General features: G+C 69.1%; 22 protein-coding genes. 16 read left to right on the forward strand and 6 right to left on the reverse strand.

The window, feature by feature from the left end; translation table 11 throughout:
• Positions 1-17 precede the first annotated feature (17 nt).
• The 4 genes from AX769_RS04980 (at position 18) to AX769_RS04995 (ending at position 5,585) form a co-directional block, all read left to right on the forward strand.
• Positions 18-1,388: an ABC transporter substrate-binding protein gene (locus tag AX769_RS04980; protein WP_066276618.1), complete on the forward strand. Its 1,371-nt coding sequence runs from the start codon at positions 18-20 to the stop codon at positions 1,386-1,388.
• Positions 1,388-2,359, forward strand: a complete 972-nt coding sequence (locus tag AX769_RS04985) for a carbohydrate ABC transporter permease (protein WP_204249323.1) — start codon at positions 1,388-1,390, stop codon at positions 2,357-2,359. The genes AX769_RS04980 and AX769_RS04985 overlap by 1 nt, the downstream gene beginning before the upstream one ends.
• Complete coding sequence (locus AX769_RS04990; RefSeq protein WP_082764017.1) at positions 2,356-3,357, forward strand: carbohydrate ABC transporter permease; 1,002 nt, start codon at positions 2,356-2,358, stop codon at positions 3,355-3,357. Before AX769_RS04985 ends, AX769_RS04990 begins: the two co-directional genes overlap by 4 nt.
• Positions 3,358-3,434: 77 nt before the next feature.
• Complete coding sequence (locus AX769_RS04995) at positions 3,435-5,585, forward strand: CBM35 domain-containing protein (RefSeq protein WP_066276620.1); 2,151 nt, start codon at positions 3,435-3,437, stop codon at positions 5,583-5,585.
• Between the two features lie 91 nt (positions 5,586-5,676).
• On the opposite strand, the gene AX769_RS05000 is transcribed toward AX769_RS04995, so the two are convergent.
• Complete coding sequence (locus AX769_RS05000; protein WP_239451947.1) at positions 5,677-7,020, reverse strand: MFS transporter; 1,344 nt, start codon at positions 7,018-7,020, stop codon at positions 5,677-5,679.
• A 214-nt stretch (positions 7,021-7,234) separates the two neighbouring features.
• Between AX769_RS05000 and AX769_RS24630 the strand changes: the two genes are divergently transcribed.
• Genes AX769_RS24630 through AX769_RS05015 form a run of 3 tightly spaced genes read left to right on the forward strand, consistent with a single transcriptional unit; the run spans position 7,235 to position 10,729 of the window.
• On the forward strand, positions 7,235-8,038 hold the full coding sequence (locus AX769_RS24630) for a hypothetical protein (protein WP_066276622.1): 804 nt from the start codon (positions 7,235-7,237) through the stop codon (positions 8,036-8,038).
• 38 nt (positions 8,039-8,076) lie between these two features.
• Complete coding sequence (locus AX769_RS05010; protein WP_204249324.1) at positions 8,077-10,233, forward strand: glycosyl hydrolase; 2,157 nt, start codon at positions 8,077-8,079, stop codon at positions 10,231-10,233.
• A gap of 10 nt (positions 10,234-10,243) precedes the next feature.
• Positions 10,244-10,729 carry a MarR family winged helix-turn-helix transcriptional regulator gene (locus tag AX769_RS05015; RefSeq protein WP_066276627.1) on the forward strand — a complete coding sequence of 162 codons (486 nt, stop codon included), beginning with the start codon at positions 10,244-10,246 and terminating at the stop codon, positions 10,727-10,729.
• 62 nt (positions 10,730-10,791) lie between these two features.
• On the opposite strand, the gene AX769_RS05020 is transcribed toward AX769_RS05015, so the two are convergent.
• Positions 10,792-11,193, reverse strand: a complete 402-nt coding sequence (locus AX769_RS05020) for a hypothetical protein (RefSeq protein WP_066276629.1) — start codon at positions 11,191-11,193, stop codon at positions 10,792-10,794.
• Between the two features lie 175 nt (positions 11,194-11,368).
• On the opposite strand from AX769_RS05020, the gene AX769_RS05025 reads away from it, so the two are divergent.
• The 4 genes from AX769_RS05025 to AX769_RS05040 all read left to right on the forward strand — a co-directional run bounded on the left by AX769_RS05025 (position 11,369) and on the right by AX769_RS05040 (position 15,352).
• On the forward strand, positions 11,369-12,724 hold the full coding sequence (locus tag AX769_RS05025; RefSeq protein ID WP_066276634.1) for an aminotransferase class V-fold PLP-dependent enzyme: 1,356 nt from the start codon (positions 11,369-11,371) through the stop codon (positions 12,722-12,724).
• A 29-nt stretch (positions 12,725-12,753) separates the two neighbouring features.
• A complete protein-coding gene (locus AX769_RS05030) occupies positions 12,754-13,365 on the forward strand; it encodes a TetR family transcriptional regulator (RefSeq protein WP_066276636.1) in 612 nt (203 codons plus the stop codon).
• Positions 13,366-13,464: 99 nt separating this feature from the next.
• Positions 13,465-14,331 carry a mycofactocin-coupled SDR family oxidoreductase gene (locus tag AX769_RS05035; RefSeq protein WP_066276638.1) on the forward strand — a complete coding sequence of 289 codons (867 nt, stop codon included), beginning with the start codon at positions 13,465-13,467 and terminating at the stop codon, positions 14,329-14,331.
• A gap of 130 nt (positions 14,332-14,461) precedes the next feature.
• Positions 14,462-15,352, forward strand: a complete 891-nt coding sequence (locus AX769_RS05040) for an aldo/keto reductase (RefSeq protein WP_066276640.1) — start codon at positions 14,462-14,464, stop codon at positions 15,350-15,352.
• 93 nt (positions 15,353-15,445) lie between these two features.
• Here AX769_RS05040 and AX769_RS05045 read toward each other — a convergent pair whose 3' ends face one another.
• Complete coding sequence (locus tag AX769_RS05045) at positions 15,446-16,363, reverse strand: hypothetical protein (protein WP_066276642.1); 918 nt, start codon at positions 16,361-16,363, stop codon at positions 15,446-15,448.
• A gap of 206 nt (positions 16,364-16,569) precedes the next feature.
• Here AX769_RS05045 and AX769_RS05050 point away from each other — a divergent pair, with 206 nt between their 5' ends.
• Together AX769_RS05050 and AX769_RS05055 are read left to right on the forward strand one after the other, a co-directional pair.
• The gene (locus AX769_RS05050; protein WP_066283194.1) at positions 16,570-17,058 is read left to right on the forward strand and encodes an FBP domain-containing protein; all 489 of its coding nucleotides are present in this window, start codon (positions 16,570-16,572) and stop codon (positions 17,056-17,058) included.
• 57 nt (positions 17,059-17,115) lie between these two features.
• Positions 17,116-18,228: a DNA alkylation repair protein gene (locus AX769_RS05055; protein ID WP_066276647.1), complete on the forward strand. Its 1,113-nt coding sequence runs from the start codon at positions 17,116-17,118 to the stop codon at positions 18,226-18,228.
• Between the two features lie 11 nt (positions 18,229-18,239).
• Here the strand turns inward: AX769_RS05055 and AX769_RS05060 are convergent, their stop codons facing one another.
• A complete protein-coding gene (locus tag AX769_RS05060) occupies positions 18,240-18,488 on the reverse strand; it encodes a hypothetical protein (protein WP_066276650.1) in 249 nt (82 codons plus the stop codon).
• A 40-nt stretch (positions 18,489-18,528) separates the two neighbouring features.
• Positions 18,529-19,011 (reverse strand): SRPBCC family protein, encoded by a 483-nt coding sequence (locus tag AX769_RS05065; protein WP_066276653.1) that lies wholly within the window; start codon positions 19,009-19,011, stop codon positions 18,529-18,531.
• A gap of 179 nt (positions 19,012-19,190) precedes the next feature.
• Between AX769_RS05065 and AX769_RS05070 the strand changes: the two genes are divergently transcribed.
• The gene (locus AX769_RS05070; protein WP_066276654.1) at positions 19,191-20,075 is read left to right on the forward strand and encodes a GH25 family lysozyme; all 885 of its coding nucleotides are present in this window, start codon (positions 19,191-19,193) and stop codon (positions 20,073-20,075) included.
• Between the two features lie 10 nt (positions 20,076-20,085).
• On the opposite strand, the gene AX769_RS05075 is transcribed toward AX769_RS05070, so the two are convergent.
• Entirely contained in the window at positions 20,086-20,355 is a 270-nt protein-coding gene (locus AX769_RS05075) for a winged helix-turn-helix domain-containing protein (RefSeq protein WP_066276655.1), read from the reverse strand.
• Between the two features lie 82 nt (positions 20,356-20,437).
• Here AX769_RS05075 and AX769_RS05080 point away from each other — a divergent pair, with 82 nt between their 5' ends.
• Both AX769_RS05080 and AX769_RS05085 read left to right on the forward strand, forming a co-directional pair.
• Positions 20,438-20,869, forward strand: a complete 432-nt coding sequence (locus tag AX769_RS05080; protein WP_066276658.1) for a MarR family winged helix-turn-helix transcriptional regulator — start codon at positions 20,438-20,440, stop codon at positions 20,867-20,869.
• Between the two features lie 46 nt (positions 20,870-20,915).
• The gene (locus tag AX769_RS05085) at positions 20,916-22,220 is read left to right on the forward strand and encodes an MFS transporter (protein WP_066276661.1); all 1,305 of its coding nucleotides are present in this window, start codon (positions 20,916-20,918) and stop codon (positions 22,218-22,220) included.
• Positions 22,221-22,314 lie beyond the last annotated feature (94 nt).

Genomic DNA, 22,314 nt, shown 5'->3' on the forward strand with positions numbered 1-22,314 from the left:
ACGAAAGGAACGGAACAATGAAGTTTCGACGCAGATACATCGCCCCCGCAGCCGGGGCCGTCGCCCTCGCGATGGCACTGACCGGCTGCGGCACCTCGTCCACGCCGTCATCCGGCAAGACGTCGATCACCGTGTCGATCGACACGGGCCTCACGGCGGCCGCGAAACAGCAGATCGACCAGCGCATCACGGCGTTCGAGAAGGTCAACCCCGACATCACGGTCAAGACCCAGCCCTACGACTGGGTGGCGACCACGTTCACCGCTCAGCTCGCGGGCGGAACACTGCCTGACGTGTTCACGGTGCCGTTCACCGACGGCCGCTCGCTGATCGCGCAGAAGCAGGTCGCCGACATCTCGTCGCTCGTCGACAAGCTGCCCTACGTCAAGGACTTCAACCCGTCGGTCGTCACGAACGTGAAGAGCACGAGCGGCCAGATCGAGGGCGTGCCCATCTCGGCGTACGGTCAGGCGCTGTACTACAACCGCCAGCTGTTCACCCAGGCGGGCCTCGACCCGAACAAGCCGCCGACGACGTGGGCCGAGGTGCGGTCGGACGCCAAGGCGATCGCGACGACGACCAAGGAGGCCGGCTTCTCGACGATGACGCAGTCGAACACCGGCGGCTGGTCGCTGGTCACCCTCGCCAACGCGTTCGGCGGTCGCGCCGAGACCGGCACCGGCAAGAAGGTCAAGGCGACCGTCGACACGAAGCCGTTCGAGAAAGCGCTCGAGACGCTCCACGACATGCGGTGGACGGACGACTCGATGGGCGGCGACTTCCTCTACGACTGGAACGCCATCAACCAGGACTTCGCCGCCGGCAAGATCGGCATGTACATCTCGGGCGGCGGCAACTACACCTCGCTCGTGCAGCAGAACGCCATCGACCCCAAGACCGTCGGGCAGACCGTCATCCCGCTGTCGGGCAAGAACGCCGGGGCCCTGGGCGGCGGCGCGATCGCCTTCGTCCGCGCCGGTGCCTCGAGCGCGGTTCAGAGCGCCTCCGTGAAGTGGATCGACTACTACTACATGCAGCAGCAGTACAAGAAGTCGGCCTCCGTCTCGGCAGCGAAGATCGCCATCGCATCGAAACAACCCGTCGGCGTGCCCCAGGTGCCCGTCTTCGACAAGAAGACGTACGAGCAGACGCTCGCCTGGACGAATTCCTACGTCAACGTGCCTCTGAAGCAGTTCGCGCCGTACACCGACAAGGAGTTCTCGCAGCAGATCGTCTCCGAGCCCGGCACCCAGACGCAGGCGCTCTACGGCAAGCTCGACCCGGTGGTTCAGGCGGTACTGACCGACAAGAACGCCGACATCCCCACGCTGCTGAAGCAGGCGAACGGAACGATCCAGACCATGCTCGACTCGGGCACAGGCAACTGATGACCGCCTCCGTCGACGAGCGGCACGGGCAGGGGGTCGGCCTAGGTCCGTCTGCCGGCCAATCGGCTGTCCGCCGCGTCACCGGCATCCGCCGGTGGGTGCGCGCCGGCGGCCCCTCCACCGTCGTCTTCCTGCTGCCGATGCTGCTCGTGTTCGGCGTCTTCTCGTGGTGGCCGATCGTGCGGTCGGTCGTCATGAGTTTCGAGACGACGAACCTCGTCTCGGCGCCGACCTTCGTCGGCTGGGCGAACTTCGCCCAGGCGCTGCAGGATCCCCTGTTGGGCACCGCGATCAGGAACACCGCCTGGTTCGCCCTGCTGGCTTTGATCTTCGGCTACCCGCTGCCGCTGGCCATCGCCGTCCTCATGAGCGAGGTGCGGCGGATGAAAGGCCTCTTCAGCGTGCTCGCCTACCTGCCCGTGGTGGTGCCGCCGGTCGTCGCGGTGCTGCTGTGGAAGTTCTTCTACTCGGGCTCGGCCACCGGCGTCTTCAACACGATCCTCGGCTGGGTGGGCATCCCACCGCAGCCGTGGATCGAGTCGGCGGCGAGCGCCATGCCGTCGCTCGTGCTCGAGGCGACCTGGTCGGCCGCGGGCGGGACGATCATCATCTATCTCGCGGCCCTCCTCGGCGTGCCGGGCGAGCTCTACGACGCCGCGGAGGTCGACGGGGCCGGCATCTGGCACAAGATCTGGCACGTGACGGTGCCGTCGCTGCGCGGGATCCTGTTCGTCACGTTCATCCTGCAGATCATCGGCACCGCTCAGGTCTTCCTGCAGCCGTACCTCTTCACCGACGGCGGCCCGAACAACTCGACGCTGACCGTCCTCCTGCTCATCTACAACGACGCGTTCGGCAACAGCGCCGGCGGGCAGTACGGGGAGGCGACGGCGCTCAGCCTGCTGCTCGCCATCGCGCTCGCTCTCTTGTCGTTGATCTACTTCCGCGCGACGAAAAGGTGGAGCGCATGACCACGAACACCCTTACCCCTCCGGTCACCCCGCCCGTGCCCGGGTCGCCCGCCCCATCGGATCCTGCCCTCGGTACGCCTCGGCGCTCTCTGCGGCGGCGCCGAAAGGCCGCCGACGACGAGGCCGACCGCGGCATCGTCTCGACCGGCGACTGGCGGCTCGCCCATGTCCGCATCACGATGCGCACCCTGCAAGGGCTTCTCTTCGCCGGGCTCGTGATCTGCGGGCTCGGGCCCATGCTCTGGCTGCTGAAGTCGGCGCTCACCCCGACCCAGGACACCCTGCGACAGCCGCTGGCGTTGTTTCCGCACGGCATCGACTGGGCCAACCTCGTCGACGCGTGGACGCAGGTCAACGTGGGCGTCTACGTGTGGAACACGCTCGCGCTGGCTCTCGGCTGCTGGTTCGTGCAGATCCTGGTGGCGACCACCGCGGGCTACGCCCTGTCGGTGCTGCGCCCGCGCTACGGGCGGGCACTGATGGGGCTCGTGCTCGGCACCCTGTTCGTGCCGTCGATCGTGCTGCTCGTGCCGCTGTACCTCACGATCCTGCACCCGCCTCTGCTGCACACCTCGATGATCAACACGTTCTGGGCCGTGTGGCTGCCCTCGGGCGCCAGCGCGTTCAACGTGTTGATCGTCGCGCGGTTCTTCGACTCGCTGCCGCGCGAGGTGTTCGAAGCGGCGCGCACCGACGGGGCCGGGCCCTTCCGGTTGTTCTGGTCGATCGTGCTGCCGATGTCGAAGCCGATCATCGGAGTGGTCTCGGTGTTCGCCGTCATCGCTTCGTTCAACGACTTCCTCTGGCCCTTCCTCGTGCTGCCGAACACGGCCCTGCAACCGCTGTCCGTGCGGCTGCCGAGCATCGAGACCACCACCGACCTCGGTGTCTTCCTCGCCGCCCTGACCATCGCGACGTTCATCCCCGTCGTCCTCTTCCTCGTCATGCAGCGGTTCTTCCTGCACGGTGCGGGCATGCAGGGCGCCGTCAAGGGCTGACCGTCTCACCAGCTCGCCAATCGATCCACCAGTGCACCAGCTCGCCAATCGATCTACCAGTGCAAAGGAGCACTCGAATGAAGCCACACGCATCACCCCTCGGAATCCGCGCGGGCGCCGTCATCGCCGCGATCTTGGCCGTAGGCTCGGCGTCCATGCCGCTCATGTCGGGCGCGGCCGCCTCCGCCGCGACGACGACCACGAAGTACGAGGCCGAAAGCGCCAAGCTCACGGGTGGCGCCGTCGTCGAAACCGATCACACCGGTTACTCCGGGTCGGGCTTCGTCGGCGGGTACACCGACAGCGACAAGGGCACCGCATCGACCGCCTTCACCGTGTCGGCCGCGACGGCGGGCACCTACGCGCTGGCGCTGGAGTACTCGGACGGCACCGGGTCGTCCCGAACTCTGACGCTCGGCGTCGACGGAAAGACGCAGCAGATCACCCTCCCTGCGACGACCGATTGGAACACCTGGGCCGCCGAGACCACATCGGTCACCCTGGCCGCCGGCTCGCACACGATCGCCTACAGCTACGGCACGGCCGACAACGGCAACGCGAACCTCGACTACCTCGCGGTCACCGAGACGAGCACGTCGGGCGGCGGAGGGACCACCCCGCCGGCGACCACCGCGGGCGCCCAACTGCCGTACACCGAGTACGTGGCGGCTCAGCAGCCCACCACCGGCACTGTGCTGCCCGTGAGCCGCACCTATCCGAGCCTGGCGTCCGAGGCGACGACGCGCAGCGCCGTGCAGCTCACGGGCACCGGGCAGTACGTCTCGGTCACGCTCGCGCACCCCGCGAACTCGATCGTCGTGCGCTATTCGATCCCCGACAAGAGCGACGGCTCGACGGCGACAGCGCCGCTCGCCGTGTACGCGGGCAGCTCGCACGTCGCCGATCTGTCGCTGACCACGAAGTACTCGTGGCTCTATGGTGGCGGCTACACCGACACGCACTCGCCGTCCAACGGCGCCGCGCACCACTTCTTCGACGAGACCCGCGCGCTGATCGGCGAGCAGCCGGCCGGCACCGTGATCAAGCTGCAGAAGGACGCCGCCGACACCGCCGCGTCGTACACGATCGACCTCGTCGACACCGAAGAGGTCGCGGCTGCACCGGCGATGCCGTCCGGCTACACGTCGATCACCAGCTTCGGCGTGACCCCGAACTCGGGCGCCGACGACACCAGCGCGATCAACAGCGCCCTGTCGAGCCTGTCCGGCACCGGCACCGGGCTCTGGTTCCCGGCCGGCACGTACGACATCTCCGACCGGATCGGTTTCACGAACGTATCGATCCAGGGCGCCGGCGAGTGGCGCACGACCATCCAGTCGACCGCTGAGAACGGCAACGGCGGGCTCTACTCCAACGGCGGCGAGAACCACGTCTCGAACCTGTCGATCTTCGGCGATCAGACCAGCCGCAACAACAACGCCGGAGCCGCCGGCATCGAAGGCGAGTTCACCAGCGGATCGACGATCACCAACGTCTGGATCGAGCACACGAAGGTGGGCATCTGGACGGACGGGCCCACGACCGGCCTCACGGTGAGCGGCGCCCGTGTCCGCGACGTCTACGCCGACGGCATCCATCTCAACGGCGGCACGTCGAACACCACCGTCGAGCAGTCGGAGGTGCGGAACGCCGGAGACGACGGCCTCGCGATGGACACCGAGGGCGGCGACGTCACCGGGTCGACCTTCACGGCCGACACCGTGTCGAACATCATCCAGGCGAACGGCATCGGCGTGTACGGCGGCGGTAACAACACCGTCAGCGACTCGCTCGTCACCGACACCGTCGCGTTCGGGGCCGGCATCACCATCAGCAGCCGGTTCGGGCAGGCGTTCGACGGGCCGACCACCGTCTCGGGCAACACGCTGCAGCGGACCGGCTCGTACAGCTCCGACCTCGGCATCGATCTCGGCGCCCTCTGGATCTACGCCGACCAGACGTCGATCACCCAGCCGATCGCTGTGACAGGCAATACCATCTCGGGCAGCACCTATCAGGGCGTCCTCGTCAAGGGCCCTCAGGCGGTGTCCGCGCTCACGATGTCAGGTGACACGATCGCCGGGGCGGGCACCTCCGGCCTCGACATCGAGGGTGCGAGCGGGGCGCTGAACGTCTCGTCGACGACCGTGTCTGGTGCTGCCACGGGCCTCGTGAACAACGGCAACGGGTTCACCGTCACTCGCGGAAGCGGCAACAGCGGCTTCTGAGCCAACCGAACGGGCGCAGGATCAGCGGGCCGAGGCCGGCCGCGGATCCTGCGCCTGCTCTTGTGCGGCTGCACTCAGCGTGCGCTGTGCGTCACCGGTTGTCCTGCCGCGCGGCAGCAGCCGGGGCATCGTCGCGGAGGCCGGCGGCGAAGAGCGCCTCCTGAGCGTCGGCCAGGTCTTTGCCCTCGATGGTGAAGGCGTTGAAGCGGGCTCGGTGGAAGCCCAGCCACCCGACGACGACGCCGATCGCGACCACGATGGTGAGCAGCGCGTACATCACGATGGGTGCGCCGAGCAGCAGCGGGGTGACGAGGGCGAGGGCGGCGGCGGCGACTCGCGCCACGGCGATGATGGTGCCCTGCACCGACGAGCGCAGGAGGGTCGGGAACGACTCCTGCGACCACACCTTCATGATCGCCTCGAACGCGAAGGCGGCGCCCACGGCGTTGAAGGCCTGCATGGCGATGAGGGTCGAGAGGCTGAAGCCGAAGACGAGCGGCAGCGCGTAGCTCAGGATGTAGGCGATCGCTCCGATGATGTAGAACGGCATGCGCCACCGGCCGTCGACGACCCGCATGAACCAGAACGCCAGCAGCATGCCGACGGGCAGGGCGACGAGGTTGATCAGCGAGAAGGTCTGCACCGAGAGGTGCACGACGTTGACGGCGACGTACGAGCCGAACTGGCCACCCGTGTTCGCGCCGAGGTTCGTCAGCGTGTAGAAGACGAGCAGCGCGATGAACGGCAGCAGGAAGATCTTCTGGGTGAAGACGTCGCGGATGCCGTGCCGAGCGGCGCGCACGGTGCTGAGGCCGGCGTCTTTCTCCTTGTTGGCGACCGACCAGGTCGCCGACTCGGGGATGGTGAAGCGGAGCGCCAACACGATGAGGGCGATGATCCCGACGTGCGCGAACATGATCTGGCCGCCGAGGTGGCCCAGCCCGCCCACGATGCTCGAGATCGCATAGGTGGCGAGGATCCCGGCGAACCAGAGCACCTGCGAGAAGCTCACGATCTTGCCGCGGTTGTCGTCGTTCGCGGCCTCGGAGATCGTCGCCAACGAGACGGGCAGGTCGGCGCCGGTGCCCAGGCCGAGCAGGATCGTACCGATGAGGAGCCCTGCGAAGGCCGGGCTGAACACCAGCGTGGCTGATCCTGCGACCGTCAAGACCATCGTGCCGATGAAGACGGTGCGCCGCCCGAAGAGGTCGCCGAGCCTGCCACCGCTCAGGGCGCCGATCGCGATGCAGAAGGTCAGGGCGGCCGAGAGCACCCCGATCTCGTTGCCGCTGATGCCGATCGAGTGCTGGTAGAGCACCAGAGCGGTGCCCGACGAGACGATGGCCGCGGAGTCGATGTACGACGCCATCCCCGAGACGGTGCCGACCCACCACGGGTTCGGTGCCTTGCGAGGGTTCGGGACGGTGGAAGCCATGGTGTTCTCCTTTGAACATCGGTCTGCGTCGAACGCCAGCTATGGTCATGAAACGGTTCAACGCGACGCCACACTAATCGGCCTGCCCGTGGATTGGCAATGATTCTGCCCAAATTAAATTGTCGAAGCGATACCAACTAGTTTCCTGAAGACATTGACAATGCAGTTGAGCGGCTTCTAGGGTCGACCCACCACCGTTCGAAGGAGAACACCCATGTCGCTCGACGACGTCGCCCGCAGCATCCAGAAGCCGTCAATCGAGTTCCGCCCCGAGCTGCGCTGGTGGCTCGCCGAGGGGTTGCACACCGACCAGACCCTTCGCTTCGAGATCGACACGGCGCACCGCCTGGGCTTCGGCGGCATGGAGTTCTTGGCCATGGACGAGGGCGAGATCGACCACGCCCGCTACGGCTGGGGTTCGGAGGAGTGGGTGCACGACTCGCAGATCGTGGTCGAAGAGACGACCGCGCGCGGCATGTCGGTGAGCTTCACCTCGGGCACGAACTGGTCGAACGCCAACATCCCCACCATCGACGCCGACCACGACGCTGCGGCGCAGGAACTCGACGTGGTCAGCGAGACGTTGCAGGCGGGCGCCTCGAGAACGGGCGCCATCCCGCGGATCGACCTCTCGTCGCCGCCGACCGACACCCCGCTGCCGGGGCACCGGGGCGAGATCCGCAACCAGACGCTCGTCGCCGTCGTCGCGCTGCGCGAGGCGGAGGGCCCGAAGAGCACGACGCCGGCGGGGGCCGTGCGCATGCGAGGGCTCGCCGACGCCTCGTCGACCCTCGACGCCGACTCGGTGATCGACCTGACCGCCCGGGTCACCGGCGAGACACTCGCATGGACGGCACCCGACGTGGGCCCGTGGGCCCTCTTCTTCTTCTGGTCGCACGGCACCGGCCAGACCGCATCGCCGTCGGCCTCGACCAACTGGACGGTCAACTACATCGAGCGTGCCGGCGTCGACGCGGTGATCGACTACTGGAAGACGGTGGTGCTCACCCCGAGCTGAAAGAGCAGATCGCCAAGAACCCGCGCGCGCAGATGTACATGGACTCGCTCGAGCTCTCGACCTACGGTGCGGGCGGGATGTTCTGGGGCGCGCACTTCGCGGGCGAATTCCGTGAGCGACGCGGCTACGACATCACACCGTGGCTGCCCTTCCTCACCCGCAGCGCACCCCTCATGGCGTCGAGCACCGTGTACCACCACGAGCCGCTCGAGGCGCAGAGGGCCACCGTCGAGAAGGTCCGCTTCGACTACGTGCGCACCCTGACCGACCTCTACATCGAGAACATGATGCGGCCGTTCGCCGAGTTCCTGCACGAGAACGGCATGACGCTGCGGTCGGAGATCAGCTACGGCCTGCCCTTCGAGCTGACGCGGCCGGGCCCCGAGGTCGACGGCATCGAGACGGAGTCGCTCGAGTTCGCCTCGCAGATCGACGCCTACCGACTGCTCGCCGGGCCCGCGCACCTGTTCGGCAAGCAGTACTCGTCCGAGACGGGCGCCACCACCCGCAATCACATGCTCGACCACCGCTTCTACGACCAGATCATCGCGACCCAACTCGCCGCGGGCATCACGAAGACGGTGCTGCACGGCTGGGCGTCGCCCGCCGGCGGCGAAGGCGTCACCGAGTGGCCCGGCCACGAGGGCATGTGGAACATGTTCTCTGAGCGCTTCGACACCCGCCAGCCCGCGGCCGAGTTCTACCCGCTCTGGAACGACGCGATCGGCCGCTGCCAGTACCTGCTGCGGCAGGGGCACCCGCGCATCGACGTCGGCATCCTGCACACCGACCACTTCACCGACAACGCCTCCGGAATGTTCTTCGTCGATGCCGACGGCAACCGAGTGCCCGACGAAGACGCGTACGGCCGCGACTGGATGCGCAACCGCCAGAACCACTGGTGGCAGGATCTCGGGATGCAGGACGCCGGGTGGACGTACGAGTTCTTCGACGGGTCGCTGCTGCTGCGCGACGAGGTGACGCTCGGCGGCGACCGTGCCGCCCCCGTCGTGCAGCCCGACGGCCCCGGCTACCAGGCGCTGCTCGTCTTCCAGAGCGGCCTCGACGCCGACGTGGCGAAGCTGCTCGTCGAGTGGGCGTCGCGCGGCACGAAGATCGTGCTGGTCAACGGCACGAGCGAGCTCAAGTCGCTGATGCTCGGCACCTCCACGAAACACGACCTGGCCGCCTCGCAGACTCCGGGTCTCGACGGCCGGGACGCCGAACTGGCGGCGACGATCGAAGAGCTGCTGAAGCAGCCCTCCGTCACGACCGTCGACGACGCGTCGCTGACCGTCGACGCCCTGCGCGACCTCGGCGTGACGGGCCGCGCCGAGTTCGTCGAGCCGAACGAGAACGTGCTCTCGCACCTCCGCGAAGACGGCGACCTGCTGCACCTCTACCTCTACAGCTTCCTCTACGAGACCGGCGAGCCCACGACCGTCGAGGTGTCGCTGCCCGGCGTCGGGGCGGCACACCGCATCGACGCGTGGTCGGGTTCGGTGGCGCCGTACGGTGCCGCTCGCGTCTCGGGAGACCGCACGATCCTGACCGTCTCTCTCGCCCCCGGCGAAACCGCGCTGTTCACGCTCGATCGCAGTCAGGGTGCAGGATCGGGGGCCCCGGCCTCCGACTCCGTGGTCACGCAGCTCGACGACTGGTCGATCGCGGTCGAGAGCTGGGACGCCGGCGAGATGGAGCTCATCACCGAGGATCGCGGGCTGGGCTACGAGGCGCGCGAGGTGCGCCCCCACACGTCCGTGACGCGCCTGGCGGCGGGGACGGGGTCGCTGCGGGTCTGGAAGGACATCCCCGAGGTCGGGCCCGAGGTGTCCGGCGTCGGAGAGTACACGACGGTGCTCGACGTGGCGTCGGTCGCCGACGGCGCGCGCTACCTGCTCGACCTCGGCTCGACGTCGGGCGGCCTCGGCTCGGTGCGTGTGGGGGAGGGGCCGCTTCGCGGCTTCGACACCTCGCACCCGGTCGTGGAAGTGACCGACGACCTCGTCGCCGGCTCGAACACCGTCGTGGTGCGCGTCGCCAGCTCGCTCAACAATCGGCTGCTGGCGCGCGGCTACTACGACGATCTGCCCGACGTGTTCTCGCACCACCTGGCCGGGCCCGAGCTGATGCAGCAGACGTTCGTGCGCGACTACGGCCTGGTGGGGCCCGTCCGGCTGATCGAGCGTCGGTAGAGTTCGAACGGTGACCGCACCTGACGACGTCGACCTGAGCCCGGTGATCGACCCCGACCTGTTCGACCTGCGGATCTCGCTGGCGTCGGTCGTGCACTGGGCCGACAGCCAGGAGAACCGGCGGTCGGTGATGGCGGCCATCGACTTCCCCGTCGACGACATGCCCATGTTCCTCGTCGTCAACCAGCTGACCTACCGCGGCGCCACCTCGCCGAGTCGCCTGGCCGGCATCTTGGGCACCGGGCGCGCCAACGTGACGAAGATCGCGCACCGACTCGAGGATGCGGGGCTCGTCCTCCGCGTGCCGGCCCCCGGTGACGAGCGCAGCATCCTGCTCACGCTGACGCCGCGAGGGCGCGAGCTCGGCGAACGGATCATGGAGACCTCGCAGCACAAGCACGACCGCCTGCTCGCCCACTGGAGCCGCAAGGACATCGACACCCTCACGCGCCTGATGGCGCGCCTCGCCAAGGACACCAGCCTCGAGGGCGCGTAGGGCGCGTCGCCTGGCCCTCGCTGGGCCTCGGGCCAGGTTGCTGCTTCCCGCCAACCACGGGGTCAGCCCTCGCGGCGAAGGCTCTGCCTCATCTCGCTCGTGAGGTGCCACTGATCCGCTCGTTCGGCGCTGAAGTACAGCTGCTTCCACAACGCGAGCTGATCCCGCTGGCTCGGCCGGTGTGCGCCGGGCTGGCTTCGCTTCGTGGCGCGCCCGGCTTCCAGCTCTGCGCGCGCAAACGAGGCCCATGAGTGGTGTGCATCGTCGAGCATGGCGATCGCGACGTCGAGTTGCGCGGGCGACCAGCCGTCGTCTCCCGCGCCGGTCGCGTCAGCGAGCGCGGAGATGGTTCCTTCGAAGCCGAAGAGCTGAAATCGCTCGATCGCGCTGCGAAGGGAACTCGCCCGCCGAGCCATGGGGCGTGTCGCATCGCGCGCTTTGTTCATGCTGCCGCTGAAGCTCACCCCCGGCTCCCTCCATCGTCACGGCTCCACTGGCCTTGATGCGTCCAGCATTGCAGAACTCGCCCCGGTGCCGCGATGCGCCGTCGTCGACGGGGCGCGTCGCCTGGAGAGGGGGCGGCGGGCGGGCGGCCACAGAGGGCAGACTGTCGGCGTGAGCGAAAACTCGGCCAGCAGCATGCACTCCTTCTCGAAGGGCACCACGGCGATCGTCGACGAGGTGCTCGAGTACGCGAGGCGCCGCGCGCTGTACCAGGACGTCCCGCTCGACAAACCGCTGCGGCACCGCGATCTGGAGCGCCTGGCCGGCGGCTCCATCAGCTCGGAGGGCATCGGGGCGCGGCGCGCGTCGGCTCTTTTCGAGAACGTGCTCGCGCCCTCCTGCATCTCGACCGACCACCCCGGCTACCTCTCGTTCATCCCGTCCGCGCCGAGCAAGGCGTCGATCGCCTTCGACGTGGTCGTGTCGGCGTCGTCGGTCTACGGCGGCTCGTGGATGGAGGGCGCCGGCGCCGTGTTCGCCGAGAACGAGGTGCTCTCGTGGCTCGCCTCCGAGTTCGGCCTGCCCGAGACGGCCGGCGGGGTCTTCATGCAGGGCGGCACGATCGGCAACCTCCCGGCGCTCGTCACCGCACGGACGCGGGCGCGCCGCCGGAATGCCGAGGCGGGGGTCTCGAATCCTGCCCGCTGGGTGGTCGTGTGCAGCGCCGAGGCGCACTCCTCCATCGCCTCGGCCGCCGACGTCATGGATGTCGACGTCGTGAAGGCGACACCGGGGGCCGACGGGCGACTGCGGGGCGAAGCGGTCGAGGCCGCGCTCGCCGAGCACGGCGATGCGGTGTTCGCGGTCGTCGCGACCGGAGGCACGACCAACTTCGGGATCGTCGACGACATCGCCTCCATCGCGTCAGTGACGCGGGCACGCGACGTCTGGTTCCACGTCGACGGGGCCTACGGCCTCGCTGCGATGCTGGTGCCCTCGATGCGCCCGGTGTTCAGCGGCGTCGAGTTCGCCGACTCGCTGATCGTCGACCCGCACAAGTGGCTGTTCGCGCCGTTCGACGCCTGCGCGCTGCTGTACCGCGACCCGGTCGGCGCCCGGGGCGCCCACACCCAGCACGCCGAGTACCTCGACACGCTCACCGAGACGCCCGACTGGAACCCCTCCGACCTCGGCATCCAGCTGACCCGCCGCGCCCGCGGCCTGCCGCTGTGGTTCTCGCTGGCGACGCACGGCACGCAGGTCTACCGCGACGCCATCGCGTACGGCATCGACCTGGCGAGGCGAATCGCCGACGAGATCGAGGGTCGCGAGGGCTTCTCGCTCGTGCGCGACCCGCAGCTCTCGGTCGTCGTCTTCCGTCGCGAGGGCTGGACGGCTGCCGACTACCAGGCCTGGTCCGACAAGCTGCTCGAAGACCAGGTCGCGTTCGTCGTGCCGTCGTCGCACGCCGGCGAGCCGGTGGCGCGTTTCGCGATCATCAGCCCGCTCACCACCTTCGAGATGCTGACGGCCATCCTCGACACGATGTGACGCCCCCTCTGCCCTGGCAGGATGAGGGCATGGTCGACGAGCCGAAGACCGCGCCCGTGGGTCGCCCCCGAGCCGCCGAGCCGTCCGACGTCGCGGCCCTGGCGCTCCGTCTCTTCGCCGAGCGAGGATTTGACGAGACGACCATGAAAGACGTCGCCCAAGCCGCCGGGATCAGCAGGCAGACGCTCTTCCGCTACTTCCCGTCGAAGTTCGACATCGTGTGGGATCGCTACCAGACGGAGTACGAGTCACTGGAGCGCGCCCTTCGTTCGGCCCCGGGCGACGAGCCGCTCCTCGACGCCCTGTGCCGGATCGCTCCGGCCACGCTGGAGTATCGGGCCGACGAGATGGACCTCTTGCGAACCCAGGTGCGCCTGATCGACTCGGTGCCGAGTGCCGAAGCGCACGTCAGCGAGCGGATCGCCGAGTACGTCGCAATCCTGAGCGCCTTCATCGAACGCCGCACCGGGCTGCCGGCAGACAGCCTCTACCCGCAGCTCGTGAGCCGCCTCGTCTGGACCACCAGCTGGACGGCGCTCGTCGCCTGGGCAGCCTCCGACGACGCCACCCCGAACGCGGCGCTCGCCGAGGCGTTCGAGCTCTTTCGGACGGGGCTGGCCGCACCGCCGACCGACGCCTGACCGGTGCGGCGTATCGACGCCCTCGGATCCTGGTCTCTCGTCGAATTTCGTTATAGGGTCTCACTATTCGCATCAACGACGATCGGAAGGGCAACACTCATGGCAGGACGCGTTGAAGGCAAGGTCGCCTTCGTCACCGGAGCAGCACGAGGGCAGGGCCGGAGCCATGCGCTCCGCCTGGCTCAGGAGGGGGCCGACATCATCGCCGTCGACATCCTCGAAGACATCGACAGCAACCACTACCCGCTCTCGACGCCGGCGGACCTCGACGAGACCGTCCGGCAGATCGAGGCGCTGGATCGCAGGATCGTCGCCTACAAGGGCGACGTGCGCGAGCCGTCCCAGCTTCGCGCCGCCGTCGAGAAAGGCGTCGCCGAGCTCGGGCATCTCGACCTCGTCATCGCCAACGCCGGCATTTGCCCGCTCGGCGCCGATGTGCCGGCACAGGGGTTCCTCGACGCCGTGCAAGTCGACCTCGTCGGCGTGATCAATGCTGTCTCAGCGGCGCTGCCGCACCTGAAGGCGGGTGCCTCGATCGTCTGCACCGGCTCGGTGGCAGGACTCATGGCGGGCGGCACGGACAACCCCGAGAACGGGCCCGGAGGCGCGGGGTACTCGCACGCCAAGCGAGGCGTCGCCCGATTCGTGCACGACCTGGCCCTGCAGCTCGCGCCGCACTCCATTCGTGTGAACGCCGTGCACCCGACGAACGTCAATACGAACATGCTGATGAGCCAGCCGATGTACGACGTGTTCCGCCCCGACCTCGAGCACCCGACCCGCGAGGACGCCGAGCAGGCCTTCCCCGCGATGCAGCCCATGCCGATCGGCTACGTCGAGCCGGTCGACATCAGCAACGCGGTGCTCTACCTGGCCTCCGACGAGGCGCGCTACGTCACGGGGCTCCAGCTCAAGGTCGACGCAGGCGCCCTGCTCGCATCGACGACGTCCGGCGCTCCGGCCTGACCCTGCTGCGTGCGCCGCGCGACGGCGTCGGCCTCGCGCGGCCGCCCGCGCTCGGCGGCGAAGGGGGTACTGCCACCCAGGTAACGGTGGGGCCTCTCTTCGCCGCCGACTGCGGGCTTACGGTCGAGACATGAACGAACAGCTCACTTTCAACAACGGCGTCACCATGCCGGCCCTGGGCCTCGGTGTCTTCCAGAGCTCGCCCGAAGAGACGGTCGACGCCGTCGACACGGCCCTCCGTGGCGGCTACCGCCTCATCGACACCGCCGCGGCCTACTTCAACGAGAAGCAGGTCGGCGAGGGGATTCGCAAGTCGGGTGTCGACCGCGACGAGATCTTCGTCGAGACGAAGGTCTTCATCAGTCAGTTCGGCTACGAGGAGACCCTGCACGCCTTCGACGTCGCGACCGCGAAGCTCGGCCTCGACACCCTCGACCTCTTCATCCTCCACCAGCCCGCCCCGTGGATCTGGGACAAGACCCTCGAGGCCTACCGCGCCCTCGAGACCCTCCTCGAAGAGGGCAAGGTGCGCTCGATCGGCGTCAGCAATTTCACGCCCGAGCACCTCGACAACCTCATGCAGGAGCGCACCGTCGTCCCGGCCCTCAACCAGATCGAGCTCCACCCGTATTTCGCGCAGCATGAGAACGAGGCGGCCGACACGGCGCTCGGCACGATCACGCAGGCCTGGTCGCCCATCGGCGGCATCACGTTCTACCCCGGCTTCAACGAGGGCGGCCACAAGAACCCCCTCACCGATACGACCATTCAGGCGATCGGCGAGAAGTACGGCAAGACGAACGCCCAGGTGATGATCCGCTGGCACCTCGAGCAGGGCCGCAGCGCCATCCCCAAGTCGGTCAAGCCCGCGCGGATCGCCGAGAACTTCGAGGTGTTCGACTTCGAGCTGACGCCTCAGGATATCGCCGCGATCGACGCTCTCGACCTCGGCAAGCGCAGCGGCCCCGATCCTGACGCCGTGCGCCCGCCCGAGCGCATCTTCGATATCCCGGAGGCCTGAGCGCCTCGAACGTCGCGGCCCTCGTCTGACTCGTCAGGCGGGGGCCGCTCTCGTCGGGCGGGGGCCGCTCTCGTCGGGCGGGGGCCGCCCTCGTCAGGCGGGGGCCGCCGGCACGCCGAGGGCCTCGGGGTCGGCGTCAGCGTCCCAGGGCAGCGGCATCCCGATCGGGTTCGGCTGCGGGTAGGTGACGGCGCAGGCGCGCGAGAGCGGCAGCAGCAGCCGGGCGATGTCGGCGATGGCCTCTTCAGAGAGGTGCTCCCAGGGCCTGACCGCCAGGCGATTCGTGTCGTCCTCCGCCCGATTGAGCGCGGCGCGGCCCCAGCCTGAGATGCGCCCGCCGGGCTGCAGCAGGCCACGCGCGGTCAGGCGCTCCTGCTCGGCCGCCCAGTCGTCGTCCGTCCAGCCGCGCGCTCCCTTCATGGTCTGCGCGTCGAGGTCGACGGCGGCACGCAGCACGATCGTGCTGAGGCCGGCGATGTCGCGAGTGGCCAGGGCAAGCACGTGCCCGTCGCCGCGGTGCTCGCGGAGGGTCGAGGTGGCCGACCACAGCCGCCGGTAGGGGTCGTCCGGCACCGGTTGGGCGGCATTGGCGGCGGCGAGGGGCCGGGCGATGGTGCCCGCACTGTCGATGCGAGAGGCCACCTCCGTGAGGGTGTCGGCCGCGCGCGCGACGTGAGCGTCGTCGACCCCTGCAGGCGTCAGGATCCTGCGCAGGGCGCCTTCAGCCCCGACCAACCGTGCCTCGAGCGCGGCTTCGGGCGTGGTGACCGCCCACACGGCCGGCAGGGCCCGGCCCACGAGGAAGGGCGAGAAGCCGGAGAACATCGCGACGACCGGAGCAGCCGTCACAGCGCCGAGAGGCGCGGCGCGGCCCGCGAAGTAGCCGTCCCAGAAGCGCGACAGCCCGACGTCGGCGAACGCCTGACGAGCCTCGGGGCTGAAGTAGTTGAGGGCGTGCAGGGGCTCGATCAGAGTCCACAACGCTCGGGCCAGGTGCTCGCGGGACGTCATCCTCTCATCATGCTCCCCGGGGTCGTGCTCGACGGCCTCGCTTGATAGCGTGACGGGGTGAGCACGATCAGCGGGAAGCCCTTCGGGCGTCAGGAGGTCGTCGGCGCGTCTTCCGCCGGCGGCAGGTAGTCGGCGACACCGACCCCTCCTCTTTCCTTTTTCTCGCGGGCACCCGCGTGCCCCGAGCCTCACTGATCGGCTTCACCATGCTTCCCTTGACGGAACAGTCCATCCGCGCGTCCTTCGTGAACGCGTCTCGCAAAGAGGTCTCCGACCTCACTCTCCCCGCCCGCTTCGACGACATCGACTGGGAGTCGCTCGACTACCTCGGCTGGCGCGACCCCAAAGCGCCTCGCCGCGCGTACGTCGTCGTGCCCACCGACGCCGAGGTCGTCGGCATCCTGCTGCGCCAGGCCGAGGCGTCACCCCGCTCGCGCGCGCAGTGCACCTGGTGCCAAGACGTCACGCTGCCGAACGACGTCGTCTTCTATGCGGCCAAGAGGGCAGGATCAGCAGGCCGCAAGGGCGACACCGTCGGCACGCTCGTCTGCGCCGACTTCGAGTGCTCGGCGAACGTGCGGAAGCCGCCGCCCCCGGCCTACCTCGGCTTCGACGTCGAGGCCGCCCGGCAGGGGCGCATGGCGTCGCTCGGCGAGCGGGCCGCGGCGTTCGCGGCGAACGTGGCTGCCGGCTGACGGTGCTGGCGGCGGCCGCCGCCCCGCGCTGACGGTGGCGTCTGCCAGGGTGGGGTCATGCCCTTCGCCGACGAACTGATCGGGGTGCCGACCGCCGTCTCCCTCGTGCGCGCCATCGAGGCGGCGGCACCCGCGGCCGACGTGTCGCAGCTGCGGGCGGCCGCCACCGCCGAGGCGCTCGGGCCGCTGGCCCTGCGCGAGCGCAGCGACCTGCTGCGCGACCGGCTTCTGACGGCCGTGCCGGGCTCGTCGGCAGACCTCGACGCGGTCGTCCGCCGCGCTGCCACCGGCGACCTCCCCTTCACGGGCTGGCTCATCTGGCCGGTCACGAGCGCTGTCGCCGAGAGAGCAGTGCAGGAGTCGACACCGGTCGCGTTCGACGACGCCCTGCGGCTGATCGCCGAGCTGACCGGCCGCCTCACCGGCGAGTTCGCCATCCGGGTGCTGCTGCGGCACGACCTCGCCCGCGCGCTCGCCGTGATCGAGGGCGAGTGGGTGGGCTCTGCCGACGAGCACGTGCGCCGACTGGCCTCGGAGGGGACGCGACCGTATCTGCCGTGGGCGACCCGGGTGCCCGGGATCCTGCAGGACCCCTCATCCACGGTGCCGATTCTCACCGCCCTCTACCGCGACGAGAGCGACTACGTGCGGAGGTCGGTCGCGAACCACCTCAATGACATCAGTCGCCACGACGCCGAGCTGGTCGTGGCGACGGCTGCGGGGTGGCTGGCGACGCCGGACTCCAACACGGGTGCGCTGGTGCGGCGCGCGTTGCGCACCCTGGTGAAACGTGGGGATCCCGGTGCCCTCGCCCTGCTCGGATTTGCGCCCGCCTCGCTGGAGGTGACCGGCCCGACGCTCGATCGGGCGGTCGTGGCCGTCGGCGATTCGCTCACCTTCCGGGCGTCGCTCGTGAACACCGGGGCGGTACCGGCTCGGCTGTCGATCGACTACGTCGTGCACCACCAGAAGGCGAACGGGGCGACGACCGGCAAGACGTTCAAGCTCGCCGTGCGCGACCTGGCCCCGGGCGGACGGCTCGACCTCGTCAAGACGCACTCGTTCAAGCTCATCACCACCCGCCGCTACCACCCGGGCGCTCACGCCGTCGAGCTGCTCGTCAACGGGGTCTCGGAGGGGCGGGCTGGGTTCGACCTCGTCACGGCGTAGCGCCGGCGGGCTCAGTCGTCGCCGCGCTCCTCGTCGGGGTAGCGCTCGGACTCGGGGTCGTAGGTCGCGCCGCGACCGATCTCCTCGTCGGCGGTCGGCACGTGCCTCTCGCCGGAGATGCCGCCGGAGTTGACGGCGACGTAGTCTTCTTCGCCCGAGCCCGACCGGCCCTCGCCCGCCGGCTGCGTCACATCGCCCTCGACCTTGGCCGCGGCGTTGCCCTCGGCGGTCTCGTCGAAGTGGCCGTCTTTGTCGCTCATGGGGTGCCTTTCGTCGCGGGCCGTCCACGGTAGTCGGGAATCAGGCGTGGCGGTCGATCTCGGCCAGGATGCCGGGCAGCACCTTCCGCATGTACGGCGCCCAGGCGAAACGCACGATGGCCTCGAGCAGGAGGCCGGCGCCGGGCCGGGCGAAGAACGTGTACGTCCAGCGCACGTGGGTGCCGGTGTTCGTCGCGCGGTACTCCCACTCGGCGCGGGCTCCGCTGACGAGCCGGCCGAACAGCTTCTGGAAGTCGCTCAGCTCGTAGACGAAGAGCCCCGCCTCGCGGTCGACGCGCACCAGGTGTTCGATCACGTACCCGCCGTCGGACAGCATCAACTGCCGGGTCTGACCGGTCGCATCCCACGGGCCGGTTTGGTCACGCACCTCGACGACGGCCGGCAGCGGGCCGTACTTCGGGTAGTAGCCGAGCGGTGTCATCGGGGTGCCGATGTCCCAGGCTCGGTCGAAGCGGGCGGAGGTGTCGCCGTCGGCGGTGGCGGTGGCGGTGGAGGAGCTCATACGGAGTGTTCGGAGCCGTGGGCTGCGGCGTGGCACCACGCGATCCCGATCGCGCCACCGGATCCCGTGGCGCGGAGGGGATCGCGTGGTTCGATCGGGCTCGGGCTCGGGCTCGGGCTCGGGCTCGGGCTCGGGCGAGGGTTCAGGTGCGGGCAGGCGGGATGCGTTAGCGTCGCCGGATGCGCTCGCGTTCCACCCTCGTCGCAGCGCTGGTCGTGCTGGTGCTGCTGGCGGGCGCCGGCGTGGCCGACGCGAAAGTTCTGCCGCGGCGGACGGCGCCCGTCGCGGTCGCGAGCCCGGCCGTGCGCACGCCGGGCCTCGACGTCAGCGCCTACCAGCACGGCGTCGACTGGGAGACGGCGACCGGTGCCGGCGCCCGCTTCGCCTACGTCAAGGCGACCGAAGGGTCGAACTACACGAACGCCCGCCTCGCCGAGCAGTACACCGGCGCTGCCGCAGCGGGCCTCTCGCGCGGCGCCTTCCACTTCGCTCGGCCGAACCAGTCGAACGGCGTCGTGCAGGCGGAGTACTTCGCCGCGTCGCTGAAGAAGCTCGGCGGCGGCCGCGTCGACGGCACGCGCACGCTGCCGCCCCTGCTCGACCTCGAATCCGACCCCTACACCGGCAGCGACCACACGAACCTCTGCTGGGGCCTGACCCCGGCCGAGATGGTCACGTGGATCGCGCAGTTCTCCGACACCGTCATCGCCCTCACCGACCGCACGCCCGTCATCTACACGACGACGCACTGGTGGCAGGTCTGCACGGGCGACAGCTTGGCGTTCGGCAACTACCCGCTGTTCGTCGCAAGCTACGTCAGCGACTTCTCGAAGGGCGCAGGATCCCTGCCCGCCGCCTGGCCGCACTGGACTTTCTGGCAATACACCAACGCGGGCACGCAGTACGCCGGTGTCGCCGACCGGTCGAAGGGCAGCATCCCGGCTCGCGACCAGGACATCTTCAGAGGGAGCCTCGCCGACGTGCAGGCACTCGCGCGCAGCACCTTCGCGCGGTCGAGCGGGCTCGACCCGGCGCTGGCTCCGGTGCCATCCGGGGGGCGCTGAGGTCTGGGGTCTACGCGGCGAGCGAGTAGAGCTCGCCGTGGCCCTGCGGTCGGCGGCGCTGCTCGGGGGCGGTGCAGCCGACCAGGCCGCGGCCGACGAGCGAGCGCAGTTGCGACCTCAGTCGGCGCGGGCTGCGGCCTGTCGCGCGCAGCAGTTCGGCGAACGTCAGCGGGCCGGCGACGTGCAGCTCGGTCACGATGCGGCGGCGCGTGACCGAGGTGTTGATGAACGCGGCGTCGTCCAGCTCGGGCTGGGGGGCGATCTGCCGGGCAACACGCATACTTTATTATGACATATCAGTACCGCAGTGTCGAGGGGAATGAATATTGACTGGTTATATAACTGCATTATAGAGTTGGCTCATGAGCAACGAGGCCGTGCTTGCCGAGACCGATGCCGAAGTGGCGCGTGCGCTCGAAGGCCTCATCACCTGGATCCGCCAGTCGCGCCAGCCGCAGGATCTGAGCGTCAGCGCTCTCGGCGTCCTGTCTCGTCTCGAGGCCCTCGGCCCCACTCGTGTCACCGAGCTGGCCGAGCGCGAGGGCCTGAGCCAGCCGGGCACCACCACGCTCGTGAACCGCCTCGTGGCCGCCGACTACGCGACCCGAGGATCCGACGCTGCCGATGGTCGCGTCGTGCTCGTCGCGATCACGCCCGAAGGCGTCTCGCGGCTCCACGCCTACCGCGAGGGGCGCTCGCAGCTGGTCGCCTCCCGGCTGAAGCTGCTCTCGCCCGCCGACCGCGACGCCCTGCAGAAGGCGCTGCCCGCACTTGAGCACATCGTCGCCGAGTGACCGCCACCCCAAGCCCTGACAGACAGAAAGCCGGGAAACCCTCCCCATGAGTTCGCACAGCCACACCACTGCCGACGGCGATGTCGCCGACAAGACAGCTCCGCCGAGCCCCTTCAAGCAGCCCCGCGCGGTCTGGGCCGTGGCGTTCGCTTGCGTCGTCTCGTTCATGGGCATCGGCCTCGTCGACCCCATCCTCAAGACCCTCGCGGGGCAGCTGAACGCGACGCCGTCGCAGGTCGAGCTGCTGTTCACCAGCTACCTCGTCGTGACCGCGGTCTGCATGCTCGGCACCGGCTGGGTCTCATCGCGGATCGGGCCGAAGCGCACCCTCATCGCCGGGCTCACGATCATCGTGATCTTCGCGGCGCTCGCCGGGTCGAGCAATTCGATCGGCGAGATCGTCGGGTTCCGGGCCGGCTGGGGCCTCGGCAACGCGCTCTTCATCGCGACGTCGCTGTCGGTGATCGTCGGCTCGGCCTCGGGCGGATTCGCCGGGGCCATCGTGCTCTACGAGAGCGCGCTCGGCGTCGGCATCGCCCTCGGCCCGCTCATCGGCGGCCTGCTCGGCAACATCACCTGGCGCGGGCCGTTCTTCGGAGTGTCCGGTCTGATGTTCATCGCCCTCCTCGCCACACTGTTCCTCCTGCCGAAGATGCCCAAACCCGCTCGCAAGCAGAAGCTGTCGGAGCCGCTGACAGCCCTCAAGCACAAGGCGCTTCGCACGACGAGCATCGTGGGCTTTCTCTACAACTGGGCGTTCTTCACGATCCTGGGCTATTCGCCGTTCTTGATGGGCATCGACAGCCCCATCCGCCTCGGCTTCGTCTTCTGCGCGTGGGGCGTGCTCGTCGCGGTGTTCGCCGTCTGGGGTGCGCCGTGGCTGCAGCGCCGATTCGGTACGCCACGCACGCTCTACGTGAACTTCGTGCTGATGGCGATCGACCTCGCGGTGATCGGCGTCTTCCCGTACAACCACGTCGCCGTGATCGTCTGCGTGATCATCGCGGGCGCGTTCATCGGGGTCAACAACACTCTCGTGACCACCGCCGTGATGAGCATCTCGCCGGTCGAGCGGCCCGTCGCTTCAGCCACCTACGGGTTCGTGCGGTTCATCGGCGGAGGCATGGCGCCGTTCGTGGCGGGCCTGCTCGTCACCGCGTTCAGCGCGCACGTGCCGTTCCTGCTCGGCACTGCCACGCTGCTCGCGGCGGCGATCGTGCTGTCGACGGCGCACAAGGCGCTCGACGCGGCCGACCACGGCGAGGTGCCGCAGCCGGTCTCGGGCGAGCTCGACGAGGTCGAGCAGGCCGACGTCTTCCCTGAGGCCGAGACCGTCGGCAACGCCGACTGACCGTGCCCTGCCCTGCCCTGCCCTGCCCGGCCCGTTTTACCTATGGGTGCGGCGTTCGCGCATAGTCGTTTCTGTGCGGAGGGCGCTTACCTAT

The sequence above is a fragment of the Frondihabitans sp. PAMC 28766 genome, from assembly GCF_001577365.1.
Taxonomy (GTDB): Bacteria; Actinomycetota; Actinomycetes; order Actinomycetales; family Microbacteriaceae; genus Frondihabitans.

Bases quoted from the DNA above. Each gene is read 5' to 3' on its own strand.
- AX769_RS04980 (WP_066276618.1), top strand. From the start codon at position 18: ATGAAGTTTCGACGCAGATACATCGCCCCCGCAGCCGGGGCCGTCGCC.
- AX769_RS04985 (WP_204249323.1), top strand. From the start codon at position 1,388: ATGACCGCCTCCGTCGACGAGCGGCACGGGCAGGGGGTCGGCCTAGGT.
- AX769_RS04990 (WP_082764017.1), top strand. From the start codon at position 2,356: ATGACCACGAACACCCTTACCCCTCCGGTCACCCCGCCCGTGCCCGGG.
- AX769_RS04995 (WP_066276620.1), top strand. From the start codon at position 3,435: ATGAAGCCACACGCATCACCCCTCGGAATCCGCGCGGGCGCCGTCATC.
- AX769_RS05000 (WP_239451947.1), bottom strand. From the start codon at position 7,020: ATGGCTTCCACCGTCCCGAACCCTCGCAAGGCACCGAACCCGTGGTGG.
- AX769_RS24630 (WP_066276622.1), top strand. From the start codon at position 7,235: ATGTCGCTCGACGACGTCGCCCGCAGCATCCAGAAGCCGTCAATCGAG.
- AX769_RS05010 (WP_204249324.1), top strand. From the start codon at position 8,077: ATGGACTCGCTCGAGCTCTCGACCTACGGTGCGGGCGGGATGTTCTGG.
- AX769_RS05025 (WP_066276634.1), top strand. From the start codon at position 11,369: ATGCACTCCTTCTCGAAGGGCACCACGGCGATCGTCGACGAGGTGCTC.
- AX769_RS05030 (WP_066276636.1), top strand. From the start codon at position 12,754: ATGGTCGACGAGCCGAAGACCGCGCCCGTGGGTCGCCCCCGAGCCGCC.
- AX769_RS05035 (WP_066276638.1), top strand. From the start codon at position 13,465: ATGGCAGGACGCGTTGAAGGCAAGGTCGCCTTCGTCACCGGAGCAGCA.
- AX769_RS05040 (WP_066276640.1), top strand. From the start codon at position 14,462: ATGAACGAACAGCTCACTTTCAACAACGGCGTCACCATGCCGGCCCTG.
- AX769_RS05045 (WP_066276642.1), bottom strand. From the start codon at position 16,363: ATGACGTCCCGCGAGCACCTGGCCCGAGCGTTGTGGACTCTGATCGAG.
- AX769_RS05050 (WP_066283194.1), top strand. From the start codon at position 16,570: ATGCTTCCCTTGACGGAACAGTCCATCCGCGCGTCCTTCGTGAACGCG.
- AX769_RS05055 (WP_066276647.1), top strand. From the start codon at position 17,116: ATGCCCTTCGCCGACGAACTGATCGGGGTGCCGACCGCCGTCTCCCTC.
- AX769_RS05060 (WP_066276650.1), bottom strand. From the start codon at position 18,488: ATGAGCGACAAAGACGGCCACTTCGACGAGACCGCCGAGGGCAACGCC.
- AX769_RS05065 (WP_066276653.1), bottom strand. From the start codon at position 19,011: ATGAGCTCCTCCACCGCCACCGCCACCGCCGACGGCGACACCTCCGCC.
- AX769_RS05070 (WP_066276654.1), top strand. From the start codon at position 19,191: ATGCGCTCGCGTTCCACCCTCGTCGCAGCGCTGGTCGTGCTGGTGCTG.
- AX769_RS05075 (WP_066276655.1), bottom strand. From the start codon at position 20,355: ATGCGTGTTGCCCGGCAGATCGCCCCCCAGCCCGAGCTGGACGACGCC.
- AX769_RS05080 (WP_066276658.1), top strand. From the start codon at position 20,438: ATGAGCAACGAGGCCGTGCTTGCCGAGACCGATGCCGAAGTGGCGCGT.
- AX769_RS05085 (WP_066276661.1), top strand. From the start codon at position 20,916: ATGAGTTCGCACAGCCACACCACTGCCGACGGCGATGTCGCCGACAAG.